A 23,808-nucleotide genomic window follows, 5' to 3' on the forward strand; every position below is an offset into this window, starting at 1 on the left:
CCCGCTTAACTACTGTTTGCAATCAAAAGGAATTAGGCATGGCTTCATTTACTTCTCTTGGCGTCGGTTCAAATCTGCCGCTGGATACGTTGCTGAACAACCTGACTATCGCGGAAAAAAAACGCTTAAACCCAATAACTCAACAACAAAGCGATAATACCGCGCGTCTGACCGCCTACGGCACATTAAAAAGTGCACTGGAAAAATTTCAGACTGCGAACACAGCTTTAAATAAAGCCGATCTATTCAAAAGCACAACCGTTACCAGCAGCAGTGAAGATCTGAAAGTGACCACCGAAGCGGGGGCGGCACCGGGTATCTATACCATTAGCGTCACCCAACTGGCACAAGCGCAATCTTTAAGAACCAATTCAGCGACTAAGATTGCGTCAACAAAAGACGCGCTGGGTGACAGTTCAGCAGAAACACGCACCATAAAAATTGCGCAGGAAGGCCGTAAAGAGCCACTGGAAATTAAGCTGAATAAAGACCAGACCTCACTGGATGAGATCAGCAAAGCGATAAACGATGCCGATAGCGGAATTTCGGCCAGCATCGTTAAGGTTAAAGATGGCGACTACCAATTGGTACTGACTGCCAGTGAAGGCGAAGCCAATAAAATGACTATCTCCGTTGAGGGAGACAGCAAGCTAAATGACCTGCTGGCGTATGACAGCAAAACCGGCACCGGGAATATGAAGGAACAGGTTAACGCTCAAAATGCGAAGTTAACCGTAAACGGTATCGATATTGAACGTTCCAGTAATAAAATTACCGATGCCCCTCAGGGCGTAGTGCTCGATCTGACCAAAAAAGTCACTGATGTCCGGGTCACGGTAACAAAGAATAACGACAAAGCAACCGAAGCCATTAAAGGCTGGGTCGATTCATATAATTCCCTTATCGACACCTTTAATACGCTGACTAAATATAAAGAAGTTGATCCGGGTGCTGAAGCGCAAGACAAAAATAACGGAGCGCTGCTTGGTGACAGTGTTGTTCGTACGATTCAAAGTGGAATTCGTGCACAGTTTGCCAACGGTGCCAGTGATGGCGCTTTTAAAACATTAAATGAAATTGGTATTAAGCAGGACGGCGCAACCGGCAAGCTGAAAATTGACGATGATAAGCTGAAAAAAGTCCTGAACGAAAATACAGCCTCCGTGCGTGAACTGCTGGTCGGCGACGGCAAAGAAACCGGTATTACCACCAAAATTGCCACTGAAGTAAAAAGCTATTTGGCTGATGACGGTATTATCGACAGCGCACAAGACAGTATTAACTCAACGCTGAAAAAACTGACTAAACAGTATCTGTCAGTTAGCGCCAGTATTGATGACACCGTGGCACGTTACACGGCACAGTTCACACAGTTGGACACCATGATGAGCAAGCTCAACAACACCAGCAACTATCTGAGCCAACAATTTACGGCGATGAATAAATCCTGATAACACGAGGTAAGCATGTATACCGCGAGCGGTACCAAAGCCTATGCACAGGTCAGCATAGAGAGTGGCGTAATGAGCGCCAATCCGCATCAGCTGATTGAAATGTTGTTTGATGGCGCGAACAGCGCCCTCGTGCGCGCTCGCCTGTTTATGCAACAGGGTGATATCGTCGCCAAAGGCGAGGCCTTAAGCAAAGCCATTAACATTATCGACAATGGTCTGAAAGCAGGCCTGGATCAGGAAACTGGCGGTGAAATCGCCACCAACCTGTCCTCGCTGTATGACTATATGATCCGCCGTTTACTGCAAGCTAACTTGCGTAATGATTGTCAGGCCATTGAAGAAGTCGAAGAGTTACTCGGCAACATTGCAGATGCCTGGAAACAGATCTCACCGAAAGCGTCGTCCCAGGAGTCTCGTTAATGACCTCAGCCGTGGAGTTTATCAACCGTTGGCAGCGCATCGCGCTACTCAGTCACTCGCTGCTGGAACTGGCGCAGCGCGGTGAATGGGACCTTTTACTGGAACAGGAAGTTACCTATCTGCAAAGTATTGAAGTGGTCATGGAAGAGCAAACTCCACCGGGCATTACGCGAAGTATTCAGGACTTAGTGGCCGGGTATATTAAACAGACGCTGGATAACGAACAATTACTTAAAACGTTGTTGCAGCAGCGTCTGGATGAACTCAGTAATCTCATCGGTCAGTCGACACGCCAAAAGACGCTGAATAACGCCTATGGTCGTCTTTCCGGTATGCTGCTGGTACCCGACGCCCCCACCTCGCCACAATAATTTCCCGTCTCGTCTGAATTATCTTCCATACTCCAGAGGTCGGCCAAACGACTTCTGGAGCACGGAAGATGAAAAATCCCACGTTATTGCAGTACTTCCACTGGTATTACCCTGATGGCGGTCAACTCTGGCCCGAGCTTGCCGAACGCGCAGGCGGACTCAATGATATCGGCATCAATATGGTATGGCTGCCCCCCGCCTATAAAGGCGCGTCCGGCGGCTATTCCGTTGGCTATGACTCGTACGATCTGTTTGACCTGGGCGAGTTTGACCAGAGGGGAACCGTTGCCACCAAATACGGCGATAAAAACCAGCTGCTGGCGGCGATTGACGCACTTAAGCACAATGATATTGCCGTACTGCTGGACGTGGTGGTTAACCACAAAATGGGCGCTGATGAGAAAGAAAAGATCCGCGTCCAGCGGGTTAACGCCGAAGATCGCACGCAAATAGATGATGAGATTGTCGAGTGCGAAGGCTGGACGCGCTATACCTTCCCTGCCCGCGCTGGCCAGTACTCGCAATTCATTTGGGACTTTAAATGCTTCAGCGGCATTGACCATATCGAGAACCCAACCGAAGACGGGATTTTTAAAATCGTTAACGATTACACCGGAGAAGGCTGGAACGATCAGGTCGATGATGAGTTGGGTAATTTTGATTATCTGATGGGCGAAAACATTGATTTTCGCAATCACGCGGTGACTGAGGAGCTCAAATACTGGGCGCGTTGGGTAATGGAGCAAACCCAGTGTGACGGTTTTCGTTTAGATGCGGTGAAACATATTCCGGCATGGTTTTACAAAGAGTGGATTGAGCACGTGCAGGAGGTTGCACCCAAGCCGCTGTTTATTGTGGCGGAATACTGGTCCCACGAAGTCGACAAGCTGCAAACCTACATTAATCAGGTGGAGGGGAAAACCATGCTGTTCGACGCCCCTTTGCAGATGAAATTCCACGAGGCCTCCCGTCAGGGCCGCGATTACGACATGAGCCAGATTTTCACCGACACTCTGGTGGAGGCCGATCCGTTTCATGCCGTCACGCTGGTGGCCAATCACGACACACAACCTTTACAGGCACTCGAAGCCCCCGTCGAGCCGTGGTTTAAACCGTTGGCCTATGCGCTGATCCTGTTGCGCGAAAACGGCGTACCGTCGGTGTTTTACCCTGACCTCTACGGAGCGCATTACGAAGACACCGGTGGCGATGGCGAAACCTATCCTATCGACATGCCGATCATTGAACAACTTGATGAACTGATCCTCGCGCGCCAGCGCTTTGCGCACGGGGTACAGACGCTCTTTTTTGATCACCCCAACTGTATCGCTTTTAGCCGCAGCGGCACGGATGAGGATCCCGGCTGTGTGGTGGTACTGTCAAACGGCGATGACGGAGAAAAAACCATCAATCTCGGCACCAATTACGGCAATAAAACCTGGCGTGACTATCTGGGAAATCGTGAAGAAAGCGTGGTCACCGATGAAAACGGCGAAGCGACGTTTTTCTGTAACGGCGGGAGCGTCAGCGTGTGGGTGATTGAAGACGTGTTGTAAAGTTCAACCCCGGTGGCCGGTGGCTACCGGGGCGTACGGTTTATGGCAGCAGTGTCGCCAGCGGCGTTTTCTTTAACGCGTCAGCACATTCCTGCGTCGGGCGATCCACCCGTTGCAGCGTCATACCGTCATATTCCAGCGTATTGCCTTCGCGCTCGATCTCGTACAGCTCGCGTTTCACCGTCACGTTGGTGAGATCGCCAGAGAGCATCGTCAATTTCCCCGGCAGCGCGATCACCCGCTGCCACTGGCGACAATCCAGCGTATCGCCCTCTTTCGTTATCACCAGGCTGGCAATGGCTTCCGGGCTGACCAGACTGCGTTGCGGACCTTTTGACTGCCAGTATCCTTCCAGACCGGCTGGCGCTGGCGTTTTCACCACGTCGTTATAATTTTCTACTTCGGCGCATCCGGTAAGCGCCAGAAATACACCAACGATTGCTAATTTTTTCATCATTCATCCTGCATGCGAAGAAAATGGGATTGTGGCATTAAAGGCCTGATCTCGCCAGCCTTTCGGCAGCGTTGAGAAAGATTGATCCAGACGGTGTTACCTCTTATTACTCATAGTCAAAAATTCTGAACGGTGTAGTATCCACACTTCTTGTTACATACCTTCTGAGTTCAGAGGCACAACGCATGTCATGGCAACACTTCAAACAGGCCTGGTTAATTAAATTTTGGGCCCCCGCCCCTGCGGTCATCGCAGCGGGTATTCTCTCTACTTACTATTTCGGCATTACGGGAACCTTCTGGGCCGTTACCGGTGAATTCACCCGCTGGGGTGGTCAAATCCTGCAACTGTTTGGTGTGCACGCCGAAGAGTGGGGATACTACAAGCTGATCCATCTCGAAGGCTCTCCGTTGACCCGCATCGACGGCATGATGATCCTCGGTATGTTCGGCGGCTGTTTTGCTGCCGCACTGTGGGCCAACAACGTCAAGTTACGCATGCCACGCAGTCGGGTGCGCATTATGCAGGCGATAGTCGGCGGGGCAATCGCCGGATTCGGCGCACGGCTGGCAATGGGCTGTAACCTGGCCGCATTCTTCACCGGCATTCCGCAGTTCTCGCTACACGCCTGGTTTTTTGCGCTGGCCACGGCTATTGGCTCATGGTTTGGTGCACGCTTTACCCTGCTGCCGATGTTTCGTATTCCGGTCAAAATGCAGAAAGTCTCCGCCGCTTCGCCGTTAACGCAAAAGCCGGATCAGGCCCGTCGCCGTTTCCGCCTGGGCATGCTGGTGTTTATCGCCATGATCGGCTGGGCGCTACTCACGGCGATGGATAAACCCAAGCTCGGTCTGGCGATGCTGTTCGGCGTTGGGTTCGGACTGCTGATTGAACGGGCGCAAATCTGCTTCACCTCCGCCTTCCGCGACCTGTGGATTTCCGGTCGCACCCATATGGCAAAAGCGATTATCTTCGGGATGGCAGTCAGCGCCATCGGTATCTTTAGCTATGTGCAACTGGGCGTCGAGCCTAAAATCATGTGGGCGGGTCCAAATGCGGTGATCGGCGGCTTGCTGTTCGGCTTTGGCATCGTTTTAGCGGGCGGATGTGAAACCGGCTGGATGTACCGCGCCGTTGAAGGCCAGATGCATTACTGGTGGGTTGGTCTGGGCAACGTTATTGGCTCGACCATTCTGGCCTACTACTGGGATGATTTTGCTCCCGCGCTTGCCACAAACTGGGACAAAGTGAATCTGCTCAACACCTTTGGTCCGCTCGGCGGTCTGCTGGTGACCTATCTGCTGTTGTTTGCCGCGCTGATGCTGATTATCGGCTGGGAAAAACGTTTCTTCCGTCGCGCAGGGCTGACGCCTGCCAAGGAGTCTGTATGAAAAATATCGTGCCTGATTATCGCCTCGATATGGTCGGCGAACCGTGTCCATATCCGGCTGTAGCCACGCTGGAAGCGATGCCGCAATTGAAGAAAGGTGAAATTCTGGAAGTGGTGAGCGATTGCCCGCAGTCAATCAACAATATACCACTGGATGCGCGTAATCACGGCTATACGGTGCTGGATATTCAGCAGGATGGTCCAACGATCCGCTATTTGATTCAGAAGTAACTGGTTGCCGGATGGCACTGCGCTTATCCGGCAAACATTCTCTGCATATTTTCCCTACACCTGCATCGACATCACTTCCTGATACGCCGACACCAGTTTGTTACGCACCTGAATACCCATCTGCATCGATACCGACGCCTTTTGCATATCGGTCATCACATCATTTAACGCAATACCCGGCTCACCCAGGGTAAATTTCTCAGCCTGCGTACGGGACGCGGTTTGCACATCGCTGATTCTGTCTAACGCCGCATGCAGTTGTCCGGCAAAACTCACGGTCGGTTGTGGCTGCATATCCTGCATTTTTGCTGACATCGCCGTGGCCTGTAACTGGCTGATGACCCCTTCAATCCCCTGTATTGCCGACATTCTGATCCCCTGGATGATTTTTTACGTAGCTGAGATTACCAGTTAGTCAATAAGATAAAGGCGTTAAATAACGATAAAAAACCACGGTTTTTAACGCATAGAAAAATTCGAAACCGCAAATAATGAGACCGTCAATTTTTCGAGTTTGCTGACCCGGGAGTGAGTCTTGTTCCACTTTGCAAAAAACGCCGTCCACGATAAGCCACGAGGTGCGAGATGAGTGCGACAGCATCGACTGCAACCCAGCTTAAACCTCTCGAGTGGTTAAACCGCCTGCGCGCGAATCCCAGAATTCCTTTGATTGTGGCGGGAGCCGCTGCCGTCGCTATCATCGTGGCGATGGTCCTGTGGGCCAAAGCGCCTGACTATCGCACGCTGTTCAGCAATCTTTCCGATCAGGATGGTGGCGCGATTGTCACCCAACTGACGCAGATGAACGTTCCCTATCGTTTTACAGAGGGAAGTGGTGCTATAGAAGTTCCTGCCGATAAAGTCCACGAACTACGTTTACGTCTGGCGCAGCAAGGCCTGCCGAAAGGCGGTGCCGTTGGTTTTGAACTGCTGGATCAGGAAAAGTTTGGTATCAGCCAGTTTAGCGAGCAGGTCAACTACCAGCGTGCGCTGGAAGGTGAATTAGCCCGTACCATTGAAACGCTGGGACCGGTAAAACGCGCCCGCGTGCATCTGGCAATGCCGAAACCGTCGCTGTTTGTGCGTGAGCAAAAAGCGCCTTCAGCCTCCGTGACCGTTAACCTTGAGCCGGGTCGCGCACTGGATGAAGGTCAAATCAGTGCGGTCACGCATCTGGTTTCCAGCGCTGTCGCAGGGTTACCGCCGGGCAACGTTACGCTGGTCGACCAGGCGGGTCATCTGTTAACTCAGTCGAACACCAGCAGCCGCGATCTTAACGATGCGCAGTTGAAATACGCCAGCGATGTCGAAGGCCGCGTTCAACGTCGTATCGAATCGATTCTGTCGCCGATTGTCGGCAACGGTAACGTACATGCGCAGGTCACCGCGCAGCTGGATTTCGCTAATAAAGAGCAAACCGAAGAACAGTACCGTCCAAACGGTGATGATTCCCAGGCCGTGCTGCGTTCACGCCAGTTAAACGTCAGCGAGCAGATCGGAAGCGGAGCGCCAGGCGGCGTACCGGGCGCGTTGTCCAATCAACCAGCACCGGCGAATACCGCGCCAATCGCCAACCCTCCGGCTAATCAGCAAAATGCGCAAACCACGCAGACGGCAAATAACAGCAATAATGCCGGTCCACGCAGTACGCAGCGCAATGAAACCAGCAATTATGAAGTCGACCGTACCATTCGCCACACCAAAATGAACGTCGGGGATGTGCAGCGTCTCTCGGTTGCAGTGGTGGTCAACTATAAAACGTTGCCGGACGGAAAACCGCTGCCGCTAACCGCCGATCAGATGAAACAGATTGAGGATCTGACCCGCGAAGCGATGGGCTTCTCCGACAAACGTGGCGATACCCTGAACGTGGTGAACTCTCCGTTCACGGCGACCGACGATTCCATGGGCGAGCTGCCGTTCTGGAAACAGCCGTTCTTTATTGATCAGTTGATGACCGCAGGCCGTTGGTTACTGGTTCTGCTTGTTGCCTGGATCCTGTGGCGTAAGGCTGTTCGTCCGCAGTTGGTTCGCCGCAGCGAAGAAGCAAAAGCGGTACAAGAACAAACGCGTATCCGTCAGGAAACCGAAGAAGCGGTAGAAGTTCGCCTCAGCAAAGACGAACAGACCCAGCAGCGTCGTACGAATCAGCGTCTGGGTGCAGAAGTGATGAGCCAGCGTATTCGTGAAATGTCAGATAACGATCCGCGCGTCGTGGCGCTGGTCATTCGCCAGTGGATGAGTAACGATCATGAGTAATGCCCTTACCGGTACCGATAAAAGCGTCATCCTGCTGATGACCATTGGCGAAGATCGCGCGGCAGAGGTGTTTAAACACCTTTCCACGCGCGAAGTTCAGGCGCTGAGTACAGCGATGGCGAACGTACGCCAGATCTCCAACAAACAGTTGACTGAAGTGCTGGCTGAATTTGAGCAAGAAGCAGAACAGTTTGCCGCGCTGAATATCAATGCCAACGAATATCTGCGCTCGGTGCTGGTGAAAGCGCTGGGCGAGGAACGCGCCTCCAGCCTGCTGGAAGATATTCTGGAAACCCGCGATACCACCAGCGGCATTGAAACGCTCAACTTTATGGAGCCGCAAAGCGCCGCCGACCTTATCCGCGACGAGCATCCGCAGATTATCGCCACCATTCTGGTGCACCTCAAACGGGGCCAGGCCGCCGATATTCTGGCGCTGTTCGACGAGCGTTTACGTCACGACGTGATGCTGCGTATCGCCACCTTCGGCGGCGTACAGCCTGCCGCGCTGGCAGAACTGACCGAGGTACTGAACGGTCTGCTCGATGGCCAGAACCTCAAGCGCAGCAAAATGGGCGGCGTGAGAACGGCGGCAGAAATTATCAACCTGATGAAAACCCAGCAGGAAGAAGCGGTTATCACCGCCGTACGCGAGTTCGACGGCGAACTGGCGCAGAAAATTATCGACGAGATGTTCCTGTTCGAAAACCTGGTGGACGTCGACGATCGCAGTATCCAGCGTCTGCTGCAGGAAGTGGATTCCGAATCGCTGCTGATTGCGCTGAAAGGTGCCGAACAGCCACTACGCGAGAAGTTCCTGCGCAACATGTCGCAACGTGCTGCCGATATTCTGCGCGACGACCTTGCCAACCGCGGTCCGGTGCGCTTGTCGCAGGTGGAAAACGAACAGAAAGCGATTCTGCTTATTGTGCGTCGTCTGGCGGAAACCGGCGAGATGGTGATCGGCAGCGGCGAGGATACCTATGTCTAACGAACTGCCGTGGAAAGTCTGGACTCCGGACGATCTCGCCCCACCGATGGCAGAGTTCGTGCTGGCCGACCACAGCGAAACGCCGCTGTCCGAAGAGACGGAAGAACCCGAGCTTTCGGCAGAGCAACAGCTTGAACAACAGCTCGCACAGCTGCAAATGCAGGCCCATGAGCAAGGGTATAACGCGGGGCTGGCGGAAGGTCGACAAAAGGGTCATGAACAAGGCTATCAGGAAGGTCTGAGCCAGGGGCTGGAGCAAGGCCAGAACCAGGCGCGTGCGCAGCATGCGCCGATTCATGCCCGTATGCAACAACTGGTGAGCGAGTTTCAGAATACGCTGGACGCACTGGACAGCGTCATTGCCTCGCGCCTGATGCAAATGGCGCTGGAAGCTGCGCGTCAGGTGATTGGTCAGACGCCTATCGTGGATAACGCTGCGCTGATTAAGCAGATCCAACAGTTATTACAACAGGAACCGCTGTTTAGCGGTAAACCGCAGCTGCGCGTACATCCGGACGATCTCCAGCGTGTTGAGGAGATGCTCGGTGCCACTCTCAGCCTGCACGGCTGGCGGCTGCGCGGCGATCCCACGCTGCATCACGGCGGTTGTAAAGTCTCAGCCGACGAAGGCGATCTGGATGCCAGCGTCGCCACACGCTGGCAAGAACTCTGCCGTCTGGCAGCGCCGGGAGTCGTGTAATGACCACTCGCCTGACTCGCTGGCTCAATACGCTGGACAACTTCGAAGAGAAAATGTCGCTGCTGCCTGCGGTGCGTCGTTACGGTCGTCTGACCCGCGCAACCGGGCTGGTGCTGGAAGCTACGGGGTTACAGCTGCCGCTGGGTGCCACCTGCGTCATTGAACGCCAGGATGGCAACGAAACCCAGGAAGTTGAAAGCGAAGTCGTAGGCTTTAACGGTCAACGTCTGTTTCTGATGCCGCTCGAAGAGGTCGAAGGCGTTCTGCCCGGCGCACGCGTATACGCGAAGAACATTGCCGGAGAAGGTCTGCAAAGCGGGAAGCAATTACCGCTTGGCCCTGCTCTGCTGGGTCGTGTGCTGGACGGTAGCGGCAAACCGCTCGACGGACTGCCCGCCCCGGATACCACCGAAACCGGCGCGCTGATTACGCCGCCGTTTAACCCGCTGCAACGGACCGCAATTGAACACGTCCTGGATACCGGTGTACGCCCCATCAACGCGTTATTAACCGTTGGTCGCGGCCAGCGTATGGGGCTTTTCGCAGGTTCCGGCGTCGGTAAAAGCGTCCTGCTCGGCATGATGGCGCGCTATACCCAGGCCGACGTCATCGTCGTCGGCCTGATTGGCGAACGTGGCCGTGAAGTTAAAGATTTTATTGAAAATATTCTCGGCGCTGACGGTCGCGCACGCTCGGTGGTGATTGCCGCTCCGGCAGACGTCTCGCCGCTGTTACGTATGCAAGGCGCGGCCTACGCCACGCGCATCGCCGAAGATTTCCGCGATCGCGGACAGCACGTATTGCTGATTATGGATTCCCTCACCCGCTATGCGATGGCGCAACGTGAGATAGCCCTGGCGATCGGCGAGCCACCGGCAACCAAAGGTTATCCGCCGTCAGTATTCGCCAAATTACCGGCGCTGGTTGAACGGGCCGGAAACGGTATACACGGCGGCGGTTCAGTTACCGCGTTTTATACGGTACTGACCGAGGGTGATGACCAGCAGGACCCGATTGCCGATTCCGCGCGCGCGATTCTGGACGGCCACATTGTGCTGTCCCGCCATCTGGCCGAAGCAGGTCATTACCCGGCCATCGATATCGAAGCTTCGATCAGCCGCGCCATGACCGCGCTCATTAGTGAACAACACTATGCGCGGGTGCGTAACTTTAAACAGTTGCTATCCAGCTTCCAGCGTAACCGCGATCTGGTCAGCGTGGGGGCGTATGCCAAAGGCAGCGATCCAATGCTGGATAAAGCCATCGCCTTATGGCCACAGCTGGAAGCGTTTTTACAGCAAGGCATCTTTGAACGGGCTGACTGGGAAGATTCTCTACAAGCTTTAGAACTGATTTTCCCTGGTGTGTGATTAAGCAGGAGAGCATAGGTCATGGCACAACATGGTGCGTTAGCAACACTGAAAGACCTGGCTGAAAAAGAGGTAGATGACGCCGCTGTCTTATTAGGAGAGATGCGTCGTGGCTGTCAGCAGGCGGAAGAACAGTTAAAAATGCTGATCGATTATCAGCATGAGTATCGCAACAATCTGAATACCGATATGGGCCAGGGTATTACCAGCAATCGCTGGATTAACTACCAGCAATTCATTCAGACGCTGGAAAAAGCGATTGAACAACACCGCCAACAGCTCAATCAGTGGACGCAAAAAGTGGACATGGCTTTGAACAGTTGGCGCGACAAAAAACAACGATTACAGGCGTGGCAGACGTTGCAGGACAGACAAACCTCGGCGGCGTTACTGGCCGAAAACCGTCTGGATCAGAAAAAAATGGATGAATTTGCTCAGCGCGCAGCTATGAGGAAACCCGAATGATTACTTTACCCCAACTGATTACCACCGACACCGACGTAGCCGCAGGTCTTCAGTCAGGCAAAGCGGTAGATTCACCCGAGGATTTTTTAGCGCTGCTGGCTGGCGCATTAGGTGCGGGCGACGCGCAGGGTAAAGACGCTCCGCTGTCGCTTGCCGACTTACAAGCGGCCAGCAGTAAGCTGCAAAAAGGGTTACTGCAAAAAAATGGCGATGCCACACAGTCGGTCAAATTAACCGATCTGCTGGCGCAACAAGAGCTGCAAACCGAGGCTTCTCTTACCGACATGACGGACGCTCAGCAACTGTTGTCCGCCCTCACGCCTTCACTGAAAGCTAATGCTCTGACGACGCTGGGCAAAGTCGCTCAGCAGGACGAAAAAAACACTACGCTGAGTGATGACGATCTCGCCAACCTGAGCGCGTTGTTCGCCATGCTGCCAGGACAACCGCTGGCTACGCCTGCCGTCGACAGCGCACCAGCCCCTGTTGATGCCACGCTTTCGGCGTTGTCACGTGGCGCTGCACACGGCGCGACGACTGATAACGCAGACGAATTGCTGCCGGGTGATGCCAAAAAAGGCAAAGCGGATGTCACACTTGCTGGCGGTGGTGCTAATCAGGCAAACAATACAGCACTAACCCCGCTGACGGCGGCGGCGAACGCCAGAGCTGAAATCGACAGCACCCCGTCACCGACTAGCATTGGCATGACTGCGGCCCCGCTAAGTGGTCCACAAACACACGCACAACCGTTACCGACGGCCGCGCCAGTGTTAAGCGCTCCGTTAGGTAGCCATGAATGGCAGCAATCGCTGAGCCAGCACGTCACATTGTTCACGCGCCAGGGCCAGCAAAGCGCAGAGCTGCGTCTGCATCCGCAGGACCTGGGTCAGGTACATATTTCCCTCAAGCTGGACGACAACCTCGCGCAGTTGCAAATGGTTTCACCGCACAGTCACGTGCGCGCCGCACTGGAAGCCGCATTACCGATGCTGCGTACGCAGTTGGCTGAAAGCGGGATCCAATTGGGGCAAAGCAACATCAGCAGTGAAAGCTTCGCTGGCCATCAGCAGTCTTCCGGGCAGCAACAGCAGGCTGGTCGCGCTCAAGGACAAGACATTTTTGCCGCTGAAGATGACGCAATACTGGCAACCCCAGCCTCGCTGCAAGCCGCTGCCCGCGGCGATGGCGCAGTAGACATCTTCGCCTAACGCCAGAGGTAGCATGATTATCCGCGTCTTTTCCACGCTTTGTCGTGGACAGGACACGGGATAATCAGCCCATAAGCTGTACCGAAACAGGAAGCCCGTATCTGATGACTGACTCCGCGATTAACAAAAAAAGTAAACGCGCTATTTGGATCCCTCTGCTGGTATTAATTACCCTCGCCGCCTGCGCAACTGCGGGTTATAGCTACTGGCGCATGCAGCAGCAGCCGTCCGCCAGCGTCAAAGCGGAACCGCCTCCACCGCCAGCCCCGGTGTTCTTTGCGCTGGATACCTTTACCGTCAATCTGGGTGATGCAGATCGTGTGCTGTATATCGGTATCACGCTGCGCATGAAAGATGAGGCGACACGTTCACGTCTTAACGAATATCTGCCGGAAGTGCGCAGCCGCCTGCTGCTGCTGTTCTCTCGTCAGAATGCAGCCACACTCGCCACCGAGGAAGGTAAGCAACAGCTGATTACCGCCATCAAAGAGACGCTGGCGACTCCGCTCGTTGTCGGGCAGCCGAAACAGGTTGTCACCGACGTTCTTTATACAGCTTTTATTCTGCGGTAAAGACATGGGCGACAGTATTCTTTCTCAGGCTGAAATCGACGCATTGCTCAACGGCGATAGCGAAACCAAAGACGAACCCATTTCAGGTATCGCAAAAGAAAGCGATATTCGTCCTTATGATCCCAACACTCAGCGTCGCGTGGTACGTGAGCGTTTACAGGCGTTGGAGATCATTAACGAACGCTTTGCGCGCCAGTTCCGAATGGGATTATTTAACCTGTTGCGCCGTAGCCCGGATATTACCGTGGGTGCGATCCGTATCCAGCCATACCATGAATTTGCGCGCAACTTACCGGTTCCGACCAACCTGAACTTAATCCACCTGAAGCCGCTGCGCGGTACGGGTCTGGTGGTGTTCTCACCGAGTCTGGTATTTATCGCCGTAGACAACCTGTTTGGCGGTGACGGTCGTTTCCCGACGAAAGTCGAAGGCCGCGAATTTACGCACACGGAACAGCGCGTTATCAACCGCATGCTGAAGTTGGCGCTGGAAAGCTACAGCGACGCGTGGAAGGCCATCAACCCGCTGGAAGTGGAATACGTCCGTTCTGAGATGCAGGTGAAATTTACCAATATCACCACTTCTCCTAACGACATTGTGGTGAACACCCCGTTCCACGTTGAAATTGGCAACCTGACCGGTGAATTTAACATTTGTCTGCCATTCAGCATGATTGAACCGTTGCGTGAGCTGCTGGTGAATCCGCCGCTGGAAAATTCACGTAATGAAGATCAGAACTGGCGCAATAATCTGGTGCGTCAGGTTCAGCATTCTGAGCTGGAGCTGGTGGCAAACTTTGCCGATATCCCGCTGCGGCTATCCCAGATTTTAAAACTGAAACCCGGCGATGTACTGCCGATTGAAAAACCCGACCGCATTATTGCTCATGTGGACGGCGTGCCTGTGCTGACCAGCCAGTATGGCACCGTAAACGGTCAGTATGCGTTACGCGTAGAACATCTGATAAACCCGATTTTGAATTCGCTGAATGAGGAACAGCCCAAATGAGTGATATGAATAATCCGTCCGATGAGAACACTGGCGCATTGGACGATCTGTGGGCTGACGCGTTAAACGAGCAAAAAACCACGCCCACCAAAAGTGCGGCCGATGCGGTATTCCAGCAGTTAGGTGGCGGCGACGTCAGCGGTGCTTTGCAGGACATCGACCTGATCATGGACATTCCGGTCAAGCTGACCGTCGAACTGGGCCGTACCCGCATGACCATCAAAGAGCTGCTGCGTCTGACGCAGGGATCGGTTGTCGCACTGGATGGTCTGGCAGGCGAACCGCTGGATATCCTGATCAACGGCTATCTGATTGCCCAGGGCGAAGTCGTCGTGGTCGCGGATAAATACGGTGTGCGTATCACTGACATTATCACCCCGTCTGAACGTATGCGCCGCCTGAGCCGTTAATCATGAATACCCAGGCTACCGTTTCTCAACCCGCCGCCGTTCCCGGCTTACCGCTGGTGCAGGTAAGCGGCGCGCTGCTCGGGATCATCGTCTTGATCCTGGCGGCGGCCTGGGTCATTAAACGTCTGGGGTTTGCCCCCAAAAGTGCCGGTACGCGTGGGCTGAAAGTCACTGCCAGCACCTCACTGGGTCCACGTGAGCGCGTGGTGATTGTCGAGGTCGAAGATGCCCGTCTGGTACTGGGCGTCACAGCCTCGCAGATTAATGTCCTGCATACCCTGCCCCCGGCACCTGCCGATGCAGAAGAAAAAACGGCCTCCCCAGCGGATTTCCAGGCCATGATGAAGAGTTTGCTGAAGCGTCCTGGGAGATCCTGATGCGCCGTTTGTTATCCCTTACGCTGGCAGGCTTGTGGCTTTTCAGCCCCGTTGCCCTCGCCCAACTCCCGGGTCTGGTCAGTCAGCCGTTGCCGGGCGGCGGACAAAACTGGACGTTGCCCGTGCAGACGCTGGTGTTCATCACCTCGCTGACGTTCCTGCCTGCAATTTTGCTGATGATGACCAGCTTCACCCGCATCATCATCGTTTTTGGTCTACTGCGAAATGCGCTGGGTACCCCCTCAGCACCACCTAACCAGGTGCTCCTGGGCCTGGCGCTCTTTTTGACCTTTTTCATCATGTCGCCGGTGATCGATAAAATCTACGTTGACGCATACCAACCGTTCAGCGAAGAGAAGATCTCCATGCAGGAAGCCATGGAGAAAGGCGCCCAGCCGCTGCGTGAGTTTATGTTGCGCCAGACCCGTGAAGCCGATCTGGCACTCTTCGCGCGCTTAGCAAACAGCGGTCCGTTACAGGGACCAGAAGCCGTGCCGATGCGAATTTTGCTGCCCGCTTATGTCACCAGTGAGCTGAAAACAGCATTCCAGATAGGCTTTACCATTTTTATTCCGTTTCTGATTATCGACCTGGTGATCGCCAGCGTGTTGATGGCGCTCGGGATGATGATGGTCCCGCCCGCCACAATCGCGTTGCCGTTCAAGCTGATGCTGTTTGTGTTGGTAGACGGTTGGCAGCTACTTGTCGGCTCGCTGGCACAAAGCTTTTACAGTTAGAGGCGCGAAATGACTCCTGAATCGGTCATGATGATGGGCACAGAGGCGATGAAAGTCGCCCTGGCCCTTGCCGCGCCTTTGCTGTTGGTCGCTCTCGTCACAGGTCTTATCATCAGTATTCTGCAGGCGGCGACCCAGATTAACGAAATGACGCTGTCCTTCATCCCCAAAATTGTCGCGGTGTTTATTGCCATCATTGTTGCTGGCCCGTGGATGCTTAACCTGCTGCTCGACTACGTGCGTACGCTGTTCAGCAATATCCCCTATATCATCGGGTAGACAACGTTATGTTGCAGGTGTCCAGCGTTGAGTGGCTCCACTGGCTGAATTTATACTTCTGGCCTTTGCTGCGCGTACTGGCGCTCATCTCAACGGCCCCCATCCTCAGTGAACGAGCCATCCCCAAACGGGTAAAGCTGGGGCTGGGGTTGATGATTACCGTCGTTATCGCCCCATCGATCCCCGCCGTTGACGTCCCCATCTTTTCTGTTGGCGCGCTTTGGCAGGCAATGCAACAAATCCTGATCGGTATCGCATTAGGCTTCACCATGCAGTTTGCGTTTGCCGCAGTACGTACCGCCGGGGAATTAATTGGCCTGCAAATGGGCCTTTCCTTCGCGACGTTCTTCGATCCCGGTAGCCGTCTGAATATGCCGGTTCTGGCACGACTGATCGACATGCTCGCCATGCTGCTGTTCCTGACCTTTAACGGCCATTTATGGCTGATTTCGCTGCTGGTAGATACTTTTCATACTCTGCCCATCGGCGGCAATCCGGTGAACAGCAATGCGTTTCTCGCGCTGGCACGGGCGGGCAGCCTGATTTTCCTCAACGGGCTAATGCTGGCCCTGCCGGTAATGACGCTACTGCTCACGCTAAACCTCGCACTTGGTTTGTTAAATCGCATGGCACCACAGCTGTCGGTTTTCGTCATCGGCTTTCCTCTCACTCTGACCGTAGGTATTTCATTAATGGCGGCGCTAATGCCATTAATTGCGCCATTCTGCGAACGATTATTCAGTGAAATTTTTAATTTACTGGCCGATATCGTCAGCGAAATGCCAGGAAAATAATAACCCTTAATTTTTATCCTGTTTTACTAAGGATTGTCCTAAATTTAAAAAGTGACAACATCCACCAAGATATCTCTGTCGCGGCTTATTTGTTTTTGCCTCACTCACATAACGCAACATTCACTTTACTTTAAGATGTTTCCTGGCAAATTATACGCAACTTTACGGGATAGTAAATTCGCCTGAAAAACAGCGAAAGCGTCATCTTGGGTCGTTATTATTCCGTTTAGTTGTGATGATATAATCAGGTAAGGGGAATTATCGTTACGCATTGAGTGAGGGTATGCCATGTCAACGATTATTATGGATTTATGCAGTTACACCCGACTAGGATTAACCGGATATCTGGTAAGTCGGGGAGTGAAAAAAAGGGAAATCAACAACATTTCCAACGTTGATGAACTCAGTCTCGCCTGTGTCTCTCAACAACCCGCTGTGGTGTTTATTAATGAGGACTGCTTTATCCACGATCCTGCTAATAGCCAGCAAATAAAGCAAATCATTAATCAGCATCCCAGCACATTATTTATTGTGTTTATGGCAATTGCCAACGTGCATTTTGATGAATATCTACTCGTCAGAAAAAATTTATTGATTAGTTCTAAATCAATTAAACCTGACTCACTGGATAAACTACTTGGCGATATTCTGAAAAAGGAAGTAGATATTGCTATTGATGTGAACCTGCCAACATTATCATTAAGTCGAACCGAATCCAGCATGCTGCGTATGTGGATGGAGGGTCAGGGAACAATACAGATATCAGATCAAATGAATATCAAAGCCAAGACGGTGTCATCCCATAAGGGGAATATAAAACGAAAGATTAAAACGCATAATAAGCAAGTTATCTATCACGTTGTAAGGCTTACGGATAACGTCACCAATGGTATCTTTGTGAATATGCGCTAAGACGTTCTGACTGGTGGCGACCCCACCAGTCAGAATCAAACAGCGGAACTCATGTCACTCCACTTTTTCCACAAAGATACCATCCTGATGACCTGATTCATTAAAGAACCAGATACCGAGCGGGTAGTCTTCCAGCGAAACCAGGTACATAGTGCCTTCGCTAAACTCTTCGATTGCCAGTACCACGCCCGGTCGACGAGGACCGCCGTCCGTTTTGACTGTGACCCGATCATTCACCTTCATAGTTTTCCTCCTGTGGCTTTGTGCCAGTGTAGAACAAATTCCTTTTTCTGGCAGCGCTGTGCACGCGCGATTGCGGGTTTTATCGACGGTCTATACTTAAGTTGTGCGTATCTGATGTTTGGGTACGCTCCCCCGGTATCCTTAACGGTTGAGAGGTATGAGGATGAAAACCGCGAAAGAGTACAGCGATACGGCCAAACGTGAAGTCAGCGTCGATGTCGACGCGCTGCTAAAGGCAATCAACGAAATTTGCGAGAGTGAAATTCATCGCAGCCAGGATGACCCGGAGCGCGTCAGCGTTGACGGGCGTGATTACCATACATGGCATGAACTGGCCGATGCGTTCGAGCTTGATATCCATGATTTTAGCGTGTCGGAAATCAATCGCTGACTGAGGGCGAAAAAAATCCCGGCCCTTATCGGGTCGGGATCAAGCTTGCTTATGCAAGAAGCACTTGTAAATTCGTTACACCAGAAAATCTGATGTGAACCAAACCTTATCTGCAATTTTTTTGCCTGACAAGTAAATAATTCTCACCGGAATGATAAATATAACTAATGGGTGAGAGATCACCAGGTTACGGTCGAGCCAAATGTTCAGGCATCCTGACAGAGCTGTCTTCGCTCGCCAGGCACCACCAGTTCATCTTCACGGAATGCTTCCCGTTTAACGCCAAAGCCGTCGTACCAGCGACATTCCACCATTCCGCTGGCATACCCGGTAACGATCATACGTGGGCCACCCTCTTTGGAGGTGACTTCCTCACTGACAGAAAAGACCATACCTGCCTCCTGTATCAAGAGAAACCTTTACACCTTAGATGACAAGGAGGCGTTTTGCGTAATCAGTCCTGTAACAATTAGTGCGAAATTCCGCGCACTCTGGCGACAGCTTTTACCAGCAGAACGACAATCCCACCGATGATAAAGCCGAGCACCAGGTTAAGCAGGGTCGGAAGCATTAGCGAAATCAATGTACTTTGCTGCTGAGCAAAATGTTCAATCGCATGATGCAGCGGCGATATTCCGTGTACCACAATGCCGCCTCCCACTAAAAACATCGCCAGTGTGCCGACCACAGAAAGTGTTTTCATAAGCCAGGGAGCAACCACCAGCAACCCTTTCCCCAGCGACTGGGCAAGCAGGCTGCGCTTTTCTGCCAACCAGTACCCAATGTCATCAAGCTTAACGATAATACCGACCAGGCCATACACGCCCACGGTCACCACTAACGCGATACCAGATAGCACCAACACCTGATTCAGCAAGGGGGCGTCCGCTACAATACCCAGCGTAATTGCGACAATCTCGGCAGACAAAATGAAGTCGGTACGTATTGCCCCTTTGATTTTATCTTTCTCAAAGGTGAGTGGATCCTGTGCGGCCAGAGCAGCCAGACGCTGCTGACGCTCTTCCGGGCTTTCTTTGTGCTTACGCGCCTCCAGGGTATGCAGAACCTTTTCCACGCCTTCAAAACAGAGAAACGCCCCGCCTACCATTAATAAGGGGGTGATCGCCCAGGGAATAAATGCGCTTATCAATAGCGCCAACGGCACCAGAATAACTTTGTTAACAAACGACCCTTTCGCCACGCTCCAGACCACCGGGAGTTCGCGGTTCGCCCGCACGCCCGATACCTGCTGCGCATTAAGCGACAGATCATCCCCCAGCACGCCCGCGGTTTTTTTCGCGGCCAGTTTTCCCATCACTGAGATATCATCCAGTAGCGTGGCGATATCATCAAGTAAGGTCAGTAAGCTACTTCCTGCCAAAATTTTCACCCTCAATATTATTTTTTTGCAGTCATAAGTATGAAGTAAAACACGCCATGCTGAAACTGACCTTTCTGGTCAACAAGTTTTTAACATCAACACGTAATTATAAATCTCGCCAGTAAGATAGTTTTGACGTTTACTATGTTGCACCTTTTTATTTCCACCGTGAGGGATTATGCGTTTCAGGCAATTGTTACCGCTTTTCAGTGCGCTATTCGCGCTGTACATCATTTGGGGTTCCACGTACTTCGTTATTCGCATTGGCGTTGAAAGCTGGCCGCCGTTAATGATGGCAGCCGTACGTTTTCTCTCCGCGGGAATTATATTAACAAGTTTCTTACTTATTCGTGGGCATAAGCTGCCCCCCTTACGCCTAATCCTGAACGCCGCGTTAATTGGTATCCTGCTGCTGGCTGTGGGTAATGGTCTGGTCACCGTCGCAGAACACCAAAATGTCCCTTCCGGTATTGCCGCCGTGGTGGTCGCCACCGTCCCGTTATTTACGCTGTGTTTTAGCCACTTTTTTGGCATCAAAACGCGCAAGCTGGAATGGTTGGGGATAGCGATTGGGCTAGCAGGGATCATCATGCTGAACAGCGGGGGCAATTTAAGTGGCAATCCGTGGGGCGCTATTTTAATCCTGATCGGTTCAATAAGCTGGGCGTTTGGCTCAGTGTACGGTTCACGCATTACGCTACCCGTTGGCATGATGGCCGGAGCCATTGAAATGTTAGCCGCCGGTATTGTGCTGATGTGCGCATCGCTACTCTCCGGGGAAAAACTGACCACCATGCCAACATTTTCAGGCTTTATGGCGGTGGCTTACCTGGCCCTGTTTGGCTCCATTATTGCCATTAATGCGTATATGTTCCTGATCCGCAATGTCAGCCCGGCGCTAGCCACCAGCTATGCCTACGTCAATCCGGTTGTTGCCGTGCTGTTAGGTACCGGTCTGGGGGGAGAAAGACTGGCCCCTATCGAATGGCTGGCGCTCGGCGTGATCGTGTTTGCTGTGGTGCTGGTAACGTTGGGGAAATACCTGTTCCCTGTTAAAGCGGATGCCGTTGCTACCCCGTCGGAAAAAACGTTACAGTAAATGAATACCGAGTGTGTCGATCTGCGCGGTGTCGCCACCGCCGCAGATCCACTCGATGACACGTTCAGATAACGCTTCATCGTCCAGCTTTTCGCGACCACGCAGGGCGCACTCCCAGACAATCAGTACGCGCCAGCCCAGAGCCTGCAACTTTTCACAATCCCGCGCATCGCGCTGGACATTTTTGCCTATTTTTTCCAGCCAGAATTCCGTTCGTGTCGCGGGGACTTTAAACAAATAGCAATCGTGGTGGTGCCAGAAACAGCCGTGAGTAAAAATCACACAATGATAATCATCCACCACAAAATCGGGGCGACCGGGTAACGTCGCATCCTGCACACGAAACGTTACCCCCTGCTCTGTCAGCACGCTGGCAAGGCGTTTTTCAATTGCGGTATCGCGGGTAGCTATCGCCCGCATATTTTTACTGCGTGTTGCTTTATCGTGAACGTCTGCCACGCTGGTTCTCTTTCTCGCGAATAGCAACTGCCTGCCTGATTTTCGGCTCCAGCAGCCTGGCCACCGCCGCAAATGCCGGAACGACCACCGAATTACCAAACTGGCGATAAGCCTGAGTATCTGACACAGGGATCCTGAACTGATAGCCCTGCGGAGATTCAAACCCCATCAGACGCGCGCACTCTCTGGGCGTAAGTCTGCGTGGGCGGTGGCGCTGATTCTGCGGATCGTCAAAATCTTTTTCACCCAGCGCCATATCCCAGCCACGGTCAATCAGGATCTCCGCCCCATCTTTATAATAACGCGCAGATAATGTGCGCGTTACGCTATCAGGGTTACCGGGATACACCATGCCATAGCCAAATCCATTGCCCCGCGCCTGATGCTTTTTCGCATAGCGATAGAGGTATTTCCACAGCACCGGCGTCAGTATATATTTCGCATCGACGGTCGGCTCAAGCAGTTCCGCAAGCGTAGTACGCCGCTGCGGATAACGCGTGACAATATCCCGCAGCGTGAAGTCTGATTTCAAATTCAGATCGCGTCGAAAGCCGACAAGCACGATACGTTCGCGATGCTGAGGCAAAAAATGTTGCCCATCGATAATTTTCGGATCGTCCGGACCGTTATCCGCCGCATCCGCCACGTCATAACCCAGTTCGTCCAGCGTTTGCATAATGATGCGAAACGTTTTGCCCTGATCGTGACTCTTCAGGTTTTTGACATTTTCGAGCACAAATATGGCTGGCCGACGCGCATCGATAATGCGCACTACATCAAAAAAAAGTGTGCCTTGCGTATCACAGGCGAAACCATGGGCCCGCCCTAACGCGTTTTTCTTTGATACACCAGCCAGAGAAAATGGCTGACATGGGAATCCGGCCAACAGCACGTCATGTTCAGGAACATGCTGGCGAATATGTTCTGCCGCCTGCTGGTCACTCACCCCGTCATGATGGCTGAGTGTGATATCACGAATATCTTCATTAAAGCGGTGCTGGAGCGGATCGCAGTAGTTATTCGCTTTATAGGTGCGCACCGCATGCTTGTTCCACTCACTGGTAAACACGCACTGCCCGCCAATCGCTTCAAAGCCGCGACGAATGCCGCCAATACCGGCAAAAAGATCGATAAAGCGAAAGGCATAATGCGGATGATGCGCAGGTGGTTTCGGCAACAAAGTATTCAGATGAATGAGCTCGCGGTCGCTGAGGCGATGCCATGTTTCATTAGCAACCACTCGCTTAAAGATGGCCGGGCTCCAGCGGTTCTCGCCAACGCCATTCAGATGAGCAACCAGCGTTTTCACGTCATATATTTCAAGCAACTTGGCCAACATCACCTGCACATCGGCCTCGTTTTCATCTGTCATCGGGTTCATGGAGCCTGCTACTGAAAAATTATCCTGCATACATTTAACCGGCAGAAATGGATAACCGACAGATTAACATAAATTAGCACGGTTGACGTTTCAGCCGTATTGGCGACTAGCGCGCTTTAAAGGGTTGAATCGCGTCAAGATCCAGCATTTCGTATTCTCCTTTTAGCTCCGCACTCAGCTTCGCCATATACGTCAGTAAAAAATCCGCATTGTGTTGCGCCAAATGCCTCCCTTGTTCGGTTTGCATCGTCAACGGCAACGTCAATAACTTGGTCTGGAAGTGATCGAGCGCGTACTGTTTATCGTCAAGGCTACGCTTTCGAGCAAACGGATCTTCCGCATCAAACAGCGCAACCCCCAACGCCCCTGACACGGCAAATACGCGCGCTAAACCAATTGCACCCAGCGCCTCAAGCCGGTCTGCATCCTGCACGATTCTCGCTTCAAGGGTTTCTGGCGCGATTTTGGCGCTAAAACTGTGCGCCTCAATGGCATGACACACTGCCGATAACCGCTGTTGTGGAAAATCCGGAAAATCGCGCATCAAAACACGACGTGTTTCCTTAGCTGCCAGTACCGACGAAAAATGACGCTCAGGATGGTTCTTTGGCAGACTGACGAGATCGTGGAAGTAGCACGCGGTCAACACCACCAGCCAGTCTACGGTTGCATCTGTACTCAGCTTTTGCGCCGTCATCCACACACGTCGAAAGTGAAAGATGTCATGTGCAGCATCTTGTCCAGAATGGTTATCAGCTAACCAGGCTTCAAATCGCGACTGCCAGTCGTGCAGTTTCATGCTATCTCCCTTTGTAGAAAGAAAATCACCTTAGCAACAATTTTCATTGCAGACCACTGCCCGCCTCATTACATAATCATTTTTTATTATTAC

General features: G+C 52.6%; 29 protein-coding genes and 1 pseudogene. 22 read left to right on the forward strand and 8 right to left on the reverse strand.

What is annotated here, in order from left to right:
- Positions 1 to 38 precede the first annotated feature (38 nt).
- From fliD to amyA, 4 genes are all read left to right on the forward strand, one after another.
- Positions 39 to 1,451 carry a flagellar filament capping protein FliD gene (fliD, locus tag OGX86_RS09875; RefSeq protein ID WP_048224277.1) on the forward strand — a complete coding sequence of 471 codons (1,413 nt, stop codon included), beginning with the start codon at positions 39 to 41 and terminating at the stop codon, positions 1,449 to 1,451.
- Positions 1,452 to 1,466: 15 nt separating this feature from the next.
- The gene (fliS, locus tag OGX86_RS09880; protein WP_048216065.1) at positions 1,467 to 1,874 is read left to right on the forward strand and encodes a flagellar export chaperone FliS; all 408 of its coding nucleotides are present in this window, start codon (positions 1,467 to 1,469) and stop codon (positions 1,872 to 1,874) included.
- Entirely contained in the window at positions 1,874 to 2,245 is a 372-nt protein-coding gene (fliT, locus tag OGX86_RS09885; protein WP_008785101.1) for a flagella biosynthesis regulatory protein FliT, read from the forward strand. Before fliS ends, fliT begins: the two co-directional genes overlap by 1 nt.
- Positions 2,246 to 2,313: 68 nt before the next feature.
- Positions 2,314 to 3,801 (forward strand): alpha-amylase, encoded by a 1,488-nt coding sequence (gene amyA / locus OGX86_RS09890; RefSeq protein WP_128317478.1) that lies wholly within the window; start codon positions 2,314 to 2,316, stop codon positions 3,799 to 3,801.
- Positions 3,802 to 3,841: 40 nt separating this feature from the next.
- Here the strand turns inward: amyA and yedD are convergent, their stop codons facing one another.
- Positions 3,842 to 4,255 (reverse strand): lipoprotein YedD, encoded by a 414-nt coding sequence (gene yedD, locus OGX86_RS09895; RefSeq protein ID WP_110248643.1) that lies wholly within the window; start codon positions 4,253 to 4,255, stop codon positions 3,842 to 3,844.
- A gap of 185 nt (positions 4,256 to 4,440) precedes the next feature.
- Here yedD and yedE point away from each other — a divergent pair, with 185 nt between their 5' ends.
- Positions 4,441 to 5,646: a selenium metabolism membrane protein YedE/FdhT gene (gene yedE / locus OGX86_RS09900; protein WP_139157955.1), complete on the forward strand. Its 1,206-nt coding sequence runs from the start codon at positions 4,441 to 4,443 to the stop codon at positions 5,644 to 5,646.
- The gene (gene yedF, locus OGX86_RS09905; RefSeq protein ID WP_000790504.1) at positions 5,643 to 5,876 is read left to right on the forward strand and encodes a sulfurtransferase-like selenium metabolism protein YedF; all 234 of its coding nucleotides are present in this window, start codon (positions 5,643 to 5,645) and stop codon (positions 5,874 to 5,876) included. The genes yedE and yedF overlap by 4 nt, the downstream gene beginning before the upstream one ends.
- 54 nt (positions 5,877 to 5,930) lie before the next feature.
- On the opposite strand, the gene fliE is transcribed toward yedF, so the two are convergent.
- Entirely contained in the window at positions 5,931 to 6,245 is a 315-nt protein-coding gene (gene fliE / locus OGX86_RS09910; protein ID WP_003030448.1) for a flagellar hook-basal body complex protein FliE, read from the reverse strand.
- Positions 6,246 to 6,461: 216 nt separating this feature from the next.
- On the opposite strand from fliE, the gene fliF reads away from it, so the two are divergent.
- The 14 genes and pseudogenes from fliF (at position 6,462) to rcsA (ending at position 17,962) form a co-directional block, all read left to right on the forward strand.
- Positions 6,462 to 8,135: a flagellar basal-body MS-ring/collar protein FliF gene (fliF, locus tag OGX86_RS09915; RefSeq protein ID WP_008785112.1), complete on the forward strand. Its 1,674-nt coding sequence runs from the start codon at positions 6,462 to 6,464 to the stop codon at positions 8,133 to 8,135.
- Complete coding sequence (gene fliG, locus OGX86_RS09920) at positions 8,128 to 9,126, forward strand: flagellar motor switch protein FliG (RefSeq protein WP_003030443.1); 999 nt, start codon at positions 8,128 to 8,130, stop codon at positions 9,124 to 9,126. Before fliF ends, fliG begins: the two co-directional genes overlap by 8 nt.
- Positions 9,119 to 9,826 (forward strand): flagellar assembly protein FliH, encoded by a 708-nt coding sequence (gene fliH / locus OGX86_RS09925; protein WP_003834049.1) that lies wholly within the window; start codon positions 9,119 to 9,121, stop codon positions 9,824 to 9,826. The genes fliG and fliH overlap by 8 nt, the downstream gene beginning before the upstream one ends.
- The gene (fliI, locus tag OGX86_RS09930; protein ID WP_047410431.1) at positions 9,826 to 11,196 is read left to right on the forward strand and encodes a flagellar protein export ATPase FliI; all 1,371 of its coding nucleotides are present in this window, start codon (positions 9,826 to 9,828) and stop codon (positions 11,194 to 11,196) included. Before fliH ends, fliI begins: the two co-directional genes overlap by 1 nt.
- A 21-nt stretch (positions 11,197 to 11,217) precedes the next feature.
- A complete protein-coding gene (gene fliJ / locus OGX86_RS09935) occupies positions 11,218 to 11,661 on the forward strand; it encodes a flagellar export protein FliJ (protein WP_003834052.1) in 444 nt (147 codons plus the stop codon).
- On the forward strand, positions 11,658 to 12,872 hold the full coding sequence (gene fliK / locus OGX86_RS09940) for a flagellar hook length control protein FliK (RefSeq protein WP_219376888.1): 1,215 nt from the start codon (positions 11,658 to 11,660) through the stop codon (positions 12,870 to 12,872). The genes fliJ and fliK overlap by 4 nt, the downstream gene beginning before the upstream one ends.
- 104 nt (positions 12,873 to 12,976) lie before the next feature.
- On the forward strand, positions 12,977 to 13,444 hold the full coding sequence (fliL, locus tag OGX86_RS09945) for a flagellar basal body-associated protein FliL (RefSeq protein ID WP_003834054.1): 468 nt from the start codon (positions 12,977 to 12,979) through the stop codon (positions 13,442 to 13,444).
- Between the two features lie 4 nt (positions 13,445 to 13,448).
- Positions 13,449 to 14,453 (forward strand): flagellar motor switch protein FliM, encoded by a 1,005-nt coding sequence (gene fliM / locus OGX86_RS09950; RefSeq protein WP_003030434.1) that lies wholly within the window; start codon positions 13,449 to 13,451, stop codon positions 14,451 to 14,453.
- Complete coding sequence (gene fliN, locus OGX86_RS09955; RefSeq protein WP_003030433.1) at positions 14,450 to 14,863, forward strand: flagellar motor switch protein FliN; 414 nt, start codon at positions 14,450 to 14,452, stop codon at positions 14,861 to 14,863. Before fliM ends, fliN begins: the two co-directional genes overlap by 4 nt.
- A complete protein-coding gene (gene fliO / locus OGX86_RS09960; RefSeq protein ID WP_213785965.1) occupies positions 14,863 to 15,240 on the forward strand; it encodes a flagellar biosynthetic protein FliO in 378 nt (125 codons plus the stop codon). Before fliN ends, fliO begins: the two co-directional genes overlap by 1 nt.
- Entirely contained in the window at positions 15,240 to 15,977 is a 738-nt protein-coding gene (fliP, locus tag OGX86_RS09965; RefSeq protein WP_003834056.1) for a flagellar type III secretion system pore protein FliP, read from the forward strand. Before fliO ends, fliP begins: the two co-directional genes overlap by 1 nt.
- A 9-nt stretch (positions 15,978 to 15,986) precedes the next feature.
- Positions 15,987 to 16,256: a flagellar biosynthesis protein FliQ gene (fliQ, locus tag OGX86_RS09970; protein WP_003030425.1), complete on the forward strand. Its 270-nt coding sequence runs from the start codon at positions 15,987 to 15,989 to the stop codon at positions 16,254 to 16,256.
- An 8-nt stretch (positions 16,257 to 16,264) separates the two neighbouring features.
- Positions 16,265 to 17,060 (forward strand): annotated as a pseudogene (gene fliR / locus OGX86_RS09975) (flagellar biosynthetic protein FliR).
- 278 nt (positions 17,061 to 17,338) lie between these two features.
- Positions 17,339 to 17,962: a transcriptional regulator RcsA gene (gene rcsA, locus OGX86_RS09980; protein ID WP_003030421.1), complete on the forward strand. Its 624-nt coding sequence runs from the start codon at positions 17,339 to 17,341 to the stop codon at positions 17,960 to 17,962.
- 54 nt (positions 17,963 to 18,016) lie between these two features.
- Here rcsA and dsrB read toward each other — a convergent pair whose 3' ends face one another.
- Entirely contained in the window at positions 18,017 to 18,205 is a 189-nt protein-coding gene (dsrB, locus tag OGX86_RS09985; RefSeq protein WP_003030419.1) for a protein DsrB, read from the reverse strand.
- 163 nt (positions 18,206 to 18,368) lie between these two features.
- Here dsrB and yodD point away from each other — a divergent pair, with 163 nt between their 5' ends.
- A complete protein-coding gene (yodD, locus tag OGX86_RS09990; RefSeq protein ID WP_003030417.1) occupies positions 18,369 to 18,596 on the forward strand; it encodes a YodD family peroxide/acid resistance protein in 228 nt (75 codons plus the stop codon).
- A 206-nt stretch (positions 18,597 to 18,802) separates the two neighbouring features.
- Here yodD and OGX86_RS09995 read toward each other — a convergent pair whose 3' ends face one another.
- Together OGX86_RS09995 and OGX86_RS10000 are read right to left on the reverse strand one after the other, a co-directional pair.
- Positions 18,803 to 18,988 carry a YodC family protein gene (locus tag OGX86_RS09995; protein ID WP_003030415.1) on the reverse strand — a complete coding sequence of 62 codons (186 nt, stop codon included), beginning with the start codon at positions 18,986 to 18,988 and terminating at the stop codon, positions 18,803 to 18,805.
- A gap of 77 nt (positions 18,989 to 19,065) precedes the next feature.
- Positions 19,066 to 19,977 (reverse strand): DUF808 domain-containing protein, encoded by a 912-nt coding sequence (locus OGX86_RS10000; RefSeq protein ID WP_048235177.1) that lies wholly within the window; start codon positions 19,975 to 19,977, stop codon positions 19,066 to 19,068.
- 178 nt (positions 19,978 to 20,155) lie between these two features.
- Here OGX86_RS10000 and yedA point away from each other — a divergent pair, with 178 nt between their 5' ends.
- A complete protein-coding gene (gene yedA / locus OGX86_RS10005; RefSeq protein WP_239605346.1) occupies positions 20,156 to 21,076 on the forward strand; it encodes a drug/metabolite exporter YedA in 921 nt (306 codons plus the stop codon).
- On the opposite strand, the gene OGX86_RS10010 is transcribed toward yedA, so the two are convergent.
- The 3 genes from OGX86_RS10010 to OGX86_RS10020 form a co-directional block, all read right to left on the reverse strand.
- Entirely contained in the window at positions 21,068 to 21,535 is a 468-nt protein-coding gene (locus OGX86_RS10010) for a very short patch repair endonuclease (protein ID WP_003839067.1), read from the reverse strand. The two genes, yedA and OGX86_RS10010, sit on opposite strands and share 9 nt — an antisense overlap.
- Complete coding sequence (locus OGX86_RS10015; RefSeq protein ID WP_008785123.1) at positions 21,516 to 22,946, reverse strand: DNA cytosine methyltransferase; 1,431 nt, start codon at positions 22,944 to 22,946, stop codon at positions 21,516 to 21,518. Before OGX86_RS10015 ends, OGX86_RS10010 begins: the two co-directional genes overlap by 20 nt.
- A 76-nt stretch (positions 22,947 to 23,022) precedes the next feature.
- Complete coding sequence (locus OGX86_RS10020; protein ID WP_286639922.1) at positions 23,023 to 23,715, reverse strand: phosphohydrolase; 693 nt, start codon at positions 23,713 to 23,715, stop codon at positions 23,023 to 23,025.
- Positions 23,716 to 23,808 lie beyond the last annotated feature (93 nt).

Source organism: Citrobacter sp. Cpo040 (assembly GCF_030332915.1).
GTDB lineage: Bacteria > Pseudomonadota > Gammaproteobacteria > Enterobacterales > Enterobacteriaceae > Citrobacter > Citrobacter portucalensis.

Excerpts from the sequence above, each read along its gene's own strand:
- fliD (WP_048224277.1), top strand. The coding sequence starts at position 39 with ATGGCTTCATTTACTTCTCTTGGCGTCGGTTCAAATCTGCCGCTGGAT.
- fliS (WP_048216065.1), top strand. The coding sequence starts at position 1,467 with ATGTATACCGCGAGCGGTACCAAAGCCTATGCACAGGTCAGCATAGAG.
- fliT (WP_008785101.1), top strand. The coding sequence starts at position 1,874 with ATGACCTCAGCCGTGGAGTTTATCAACCGTTGGCAGCGCATCGCGCTA.
- amyA (WP_128317478.1), top strand. The coding sequence starts at position 2,314 with ATGAAAAATCCCACGTTATTGCAGTACTTCCACTGGTATTACCCTGAT.
- yedD (WP_110248643.1), bottom strand. The coding sequence starts at position 4,255 with ATGAAAAAATTAGCAATCGTTGGTGTATTTCTGGCGCTTACCGGATGC.
- yedE (WP_139157955.1), top strand. The coding sequence starts at position 4,441 with ATGTCATGGCAACACTTCAAACAGGCCTGGTTAATTAAATTTTGGGCC.
- yedF (WP_000790504.1), top strand. The coding sequence starts at position 5,643 with ATGAAAAATATCGTGCCTGATTATCGCCTCGATATGGTCGGCGAACCG.
- fliE (WP_003030448.1), bottom strand. The coding sequence starts at position 6,245 with ATGTCGGCAATACAGGGGATTGAAGGGGTCATCAGCCAGTTACAGGCC.
- fliF (WP_008785112.1), top strand. The coding sequence starts at position 6,462 with ATGAGTGCGACAGCATCGACTGCAACCCAGCTTAAACCTCTCGAGTGG.
- fliG (WP_003030443.1), top strand. The coding sequence starts at position 8,128 with ATGAGTAATGCCCTTACCGGTACCGATAAAAGCGTCATCCTGCTGATG.
- fliH (WP_003834049.1), top strand. The coding sequence starts at position 9,119 with ATGTCTAACGAACTGCCGTGGAAAGTCTGGACTCCGGACGATCTCGCC.
- fliI (WP_047410431.1), top strand. The coding sequence starts at position 9,826 with ATGACCACTCGCCTGACTCGCTGGCTCAATACGCTGGACAACTTCGAA.
- fliJ (WP_003834052.1), top strand. The coding sequence starts at position 11,218 with ATGGCACAACATGGTGCGTTAGCAACACTGAAAGACCTGGCTGAAAAA.
- fliK (WP_219376888.1), top strand. The coding sequence starts at position 11,658 with ATGATTACTTTACCCCAACTGATTACCACCGACACCGACGTAGCCGCA.
- fliL (WP_003834054.1), top strand. The coding sequence starts at position 12,977 with ATGACTGACTCCGCGATTAACAAAAAAAGTAAACGCGCTATTTGGATC.
- fliM (WP_003030434.1), top strand. The coding sequence starts at position 13,449 with ATGGGCGACAGTATTCTTTCTCAGGCTGAAATCGACGCATTGCTCAAC.
- fliN (WP_003030433.1), top strand. The coding sequence starts at position 14,450 with ATGAGTGATATGAATAATCCGTCCGATGAGAACACTGGCGCATTGGAC.
- fliP (WP_003834056.1), top strand. The coding sequence starts at position 15,240 with ATGCGCCGTTTGTTATCCCTTACGCTGGCAGGCTTGTGGCTTTTCAGC.
- fliQ (WP_003030425.1), top strand. The coding sequence starts at position 15,987 with ATGACTCCTGAATCGGTCATGATGATGGGCACAGAGGCGATGAAAGTC.
- rcsA (WP_003030421.1), top strand. The coding sequence starts at position 17,339 with ATGTCAACGATTATTATGGATTTATGCAGTTACACCCGACTAGGATTA.
- dsrB (WP_003030419.1), bottom strand. The coding sequence starts at position 18,205 with ATGAAGGTGAATGATCGGGTCACAGTCAAAACGGACGGCGGTCCTCGT.
- yodD (WP_003030417.1), top strand. The coding sequence starts at position 18,369 with ATGAAAACCGCGAAAGAGTACAGCGATACGGCCAAACGTGAAGTCAGC.
- OGX86_RS09995 (WP_003030415.1), bottom strand. The coding sequence starts at position 18,988 with ATGGTCTTTTCTGTCAGTGAGGAAGTCACCTCCAAAGAGGGTGGCCCA.
- yedA (WP_239605346.1), top strand. The coding sequence starts at position 20,156 with ATGCGTTTCAGGCAATTGTTACCGCTTTTCAGTGCGCTATTCGCGCTG.
- OGX86_RS10015 (WP_008785123.1), bottom strand. The coding sequence starts at position 22,946 with ATGCAGGATAATTTTTCAGTAGCAGGCTCCATGAACCCGATGACAGAT.
- OGX86_RS10020 (WP_286639922.1), bottom strand. The coding sequence starts at position 23,715 with ATGAAACTGCACGACTGGCAGTCGCGATTTGAAGCCTGGTTAGCTGAT.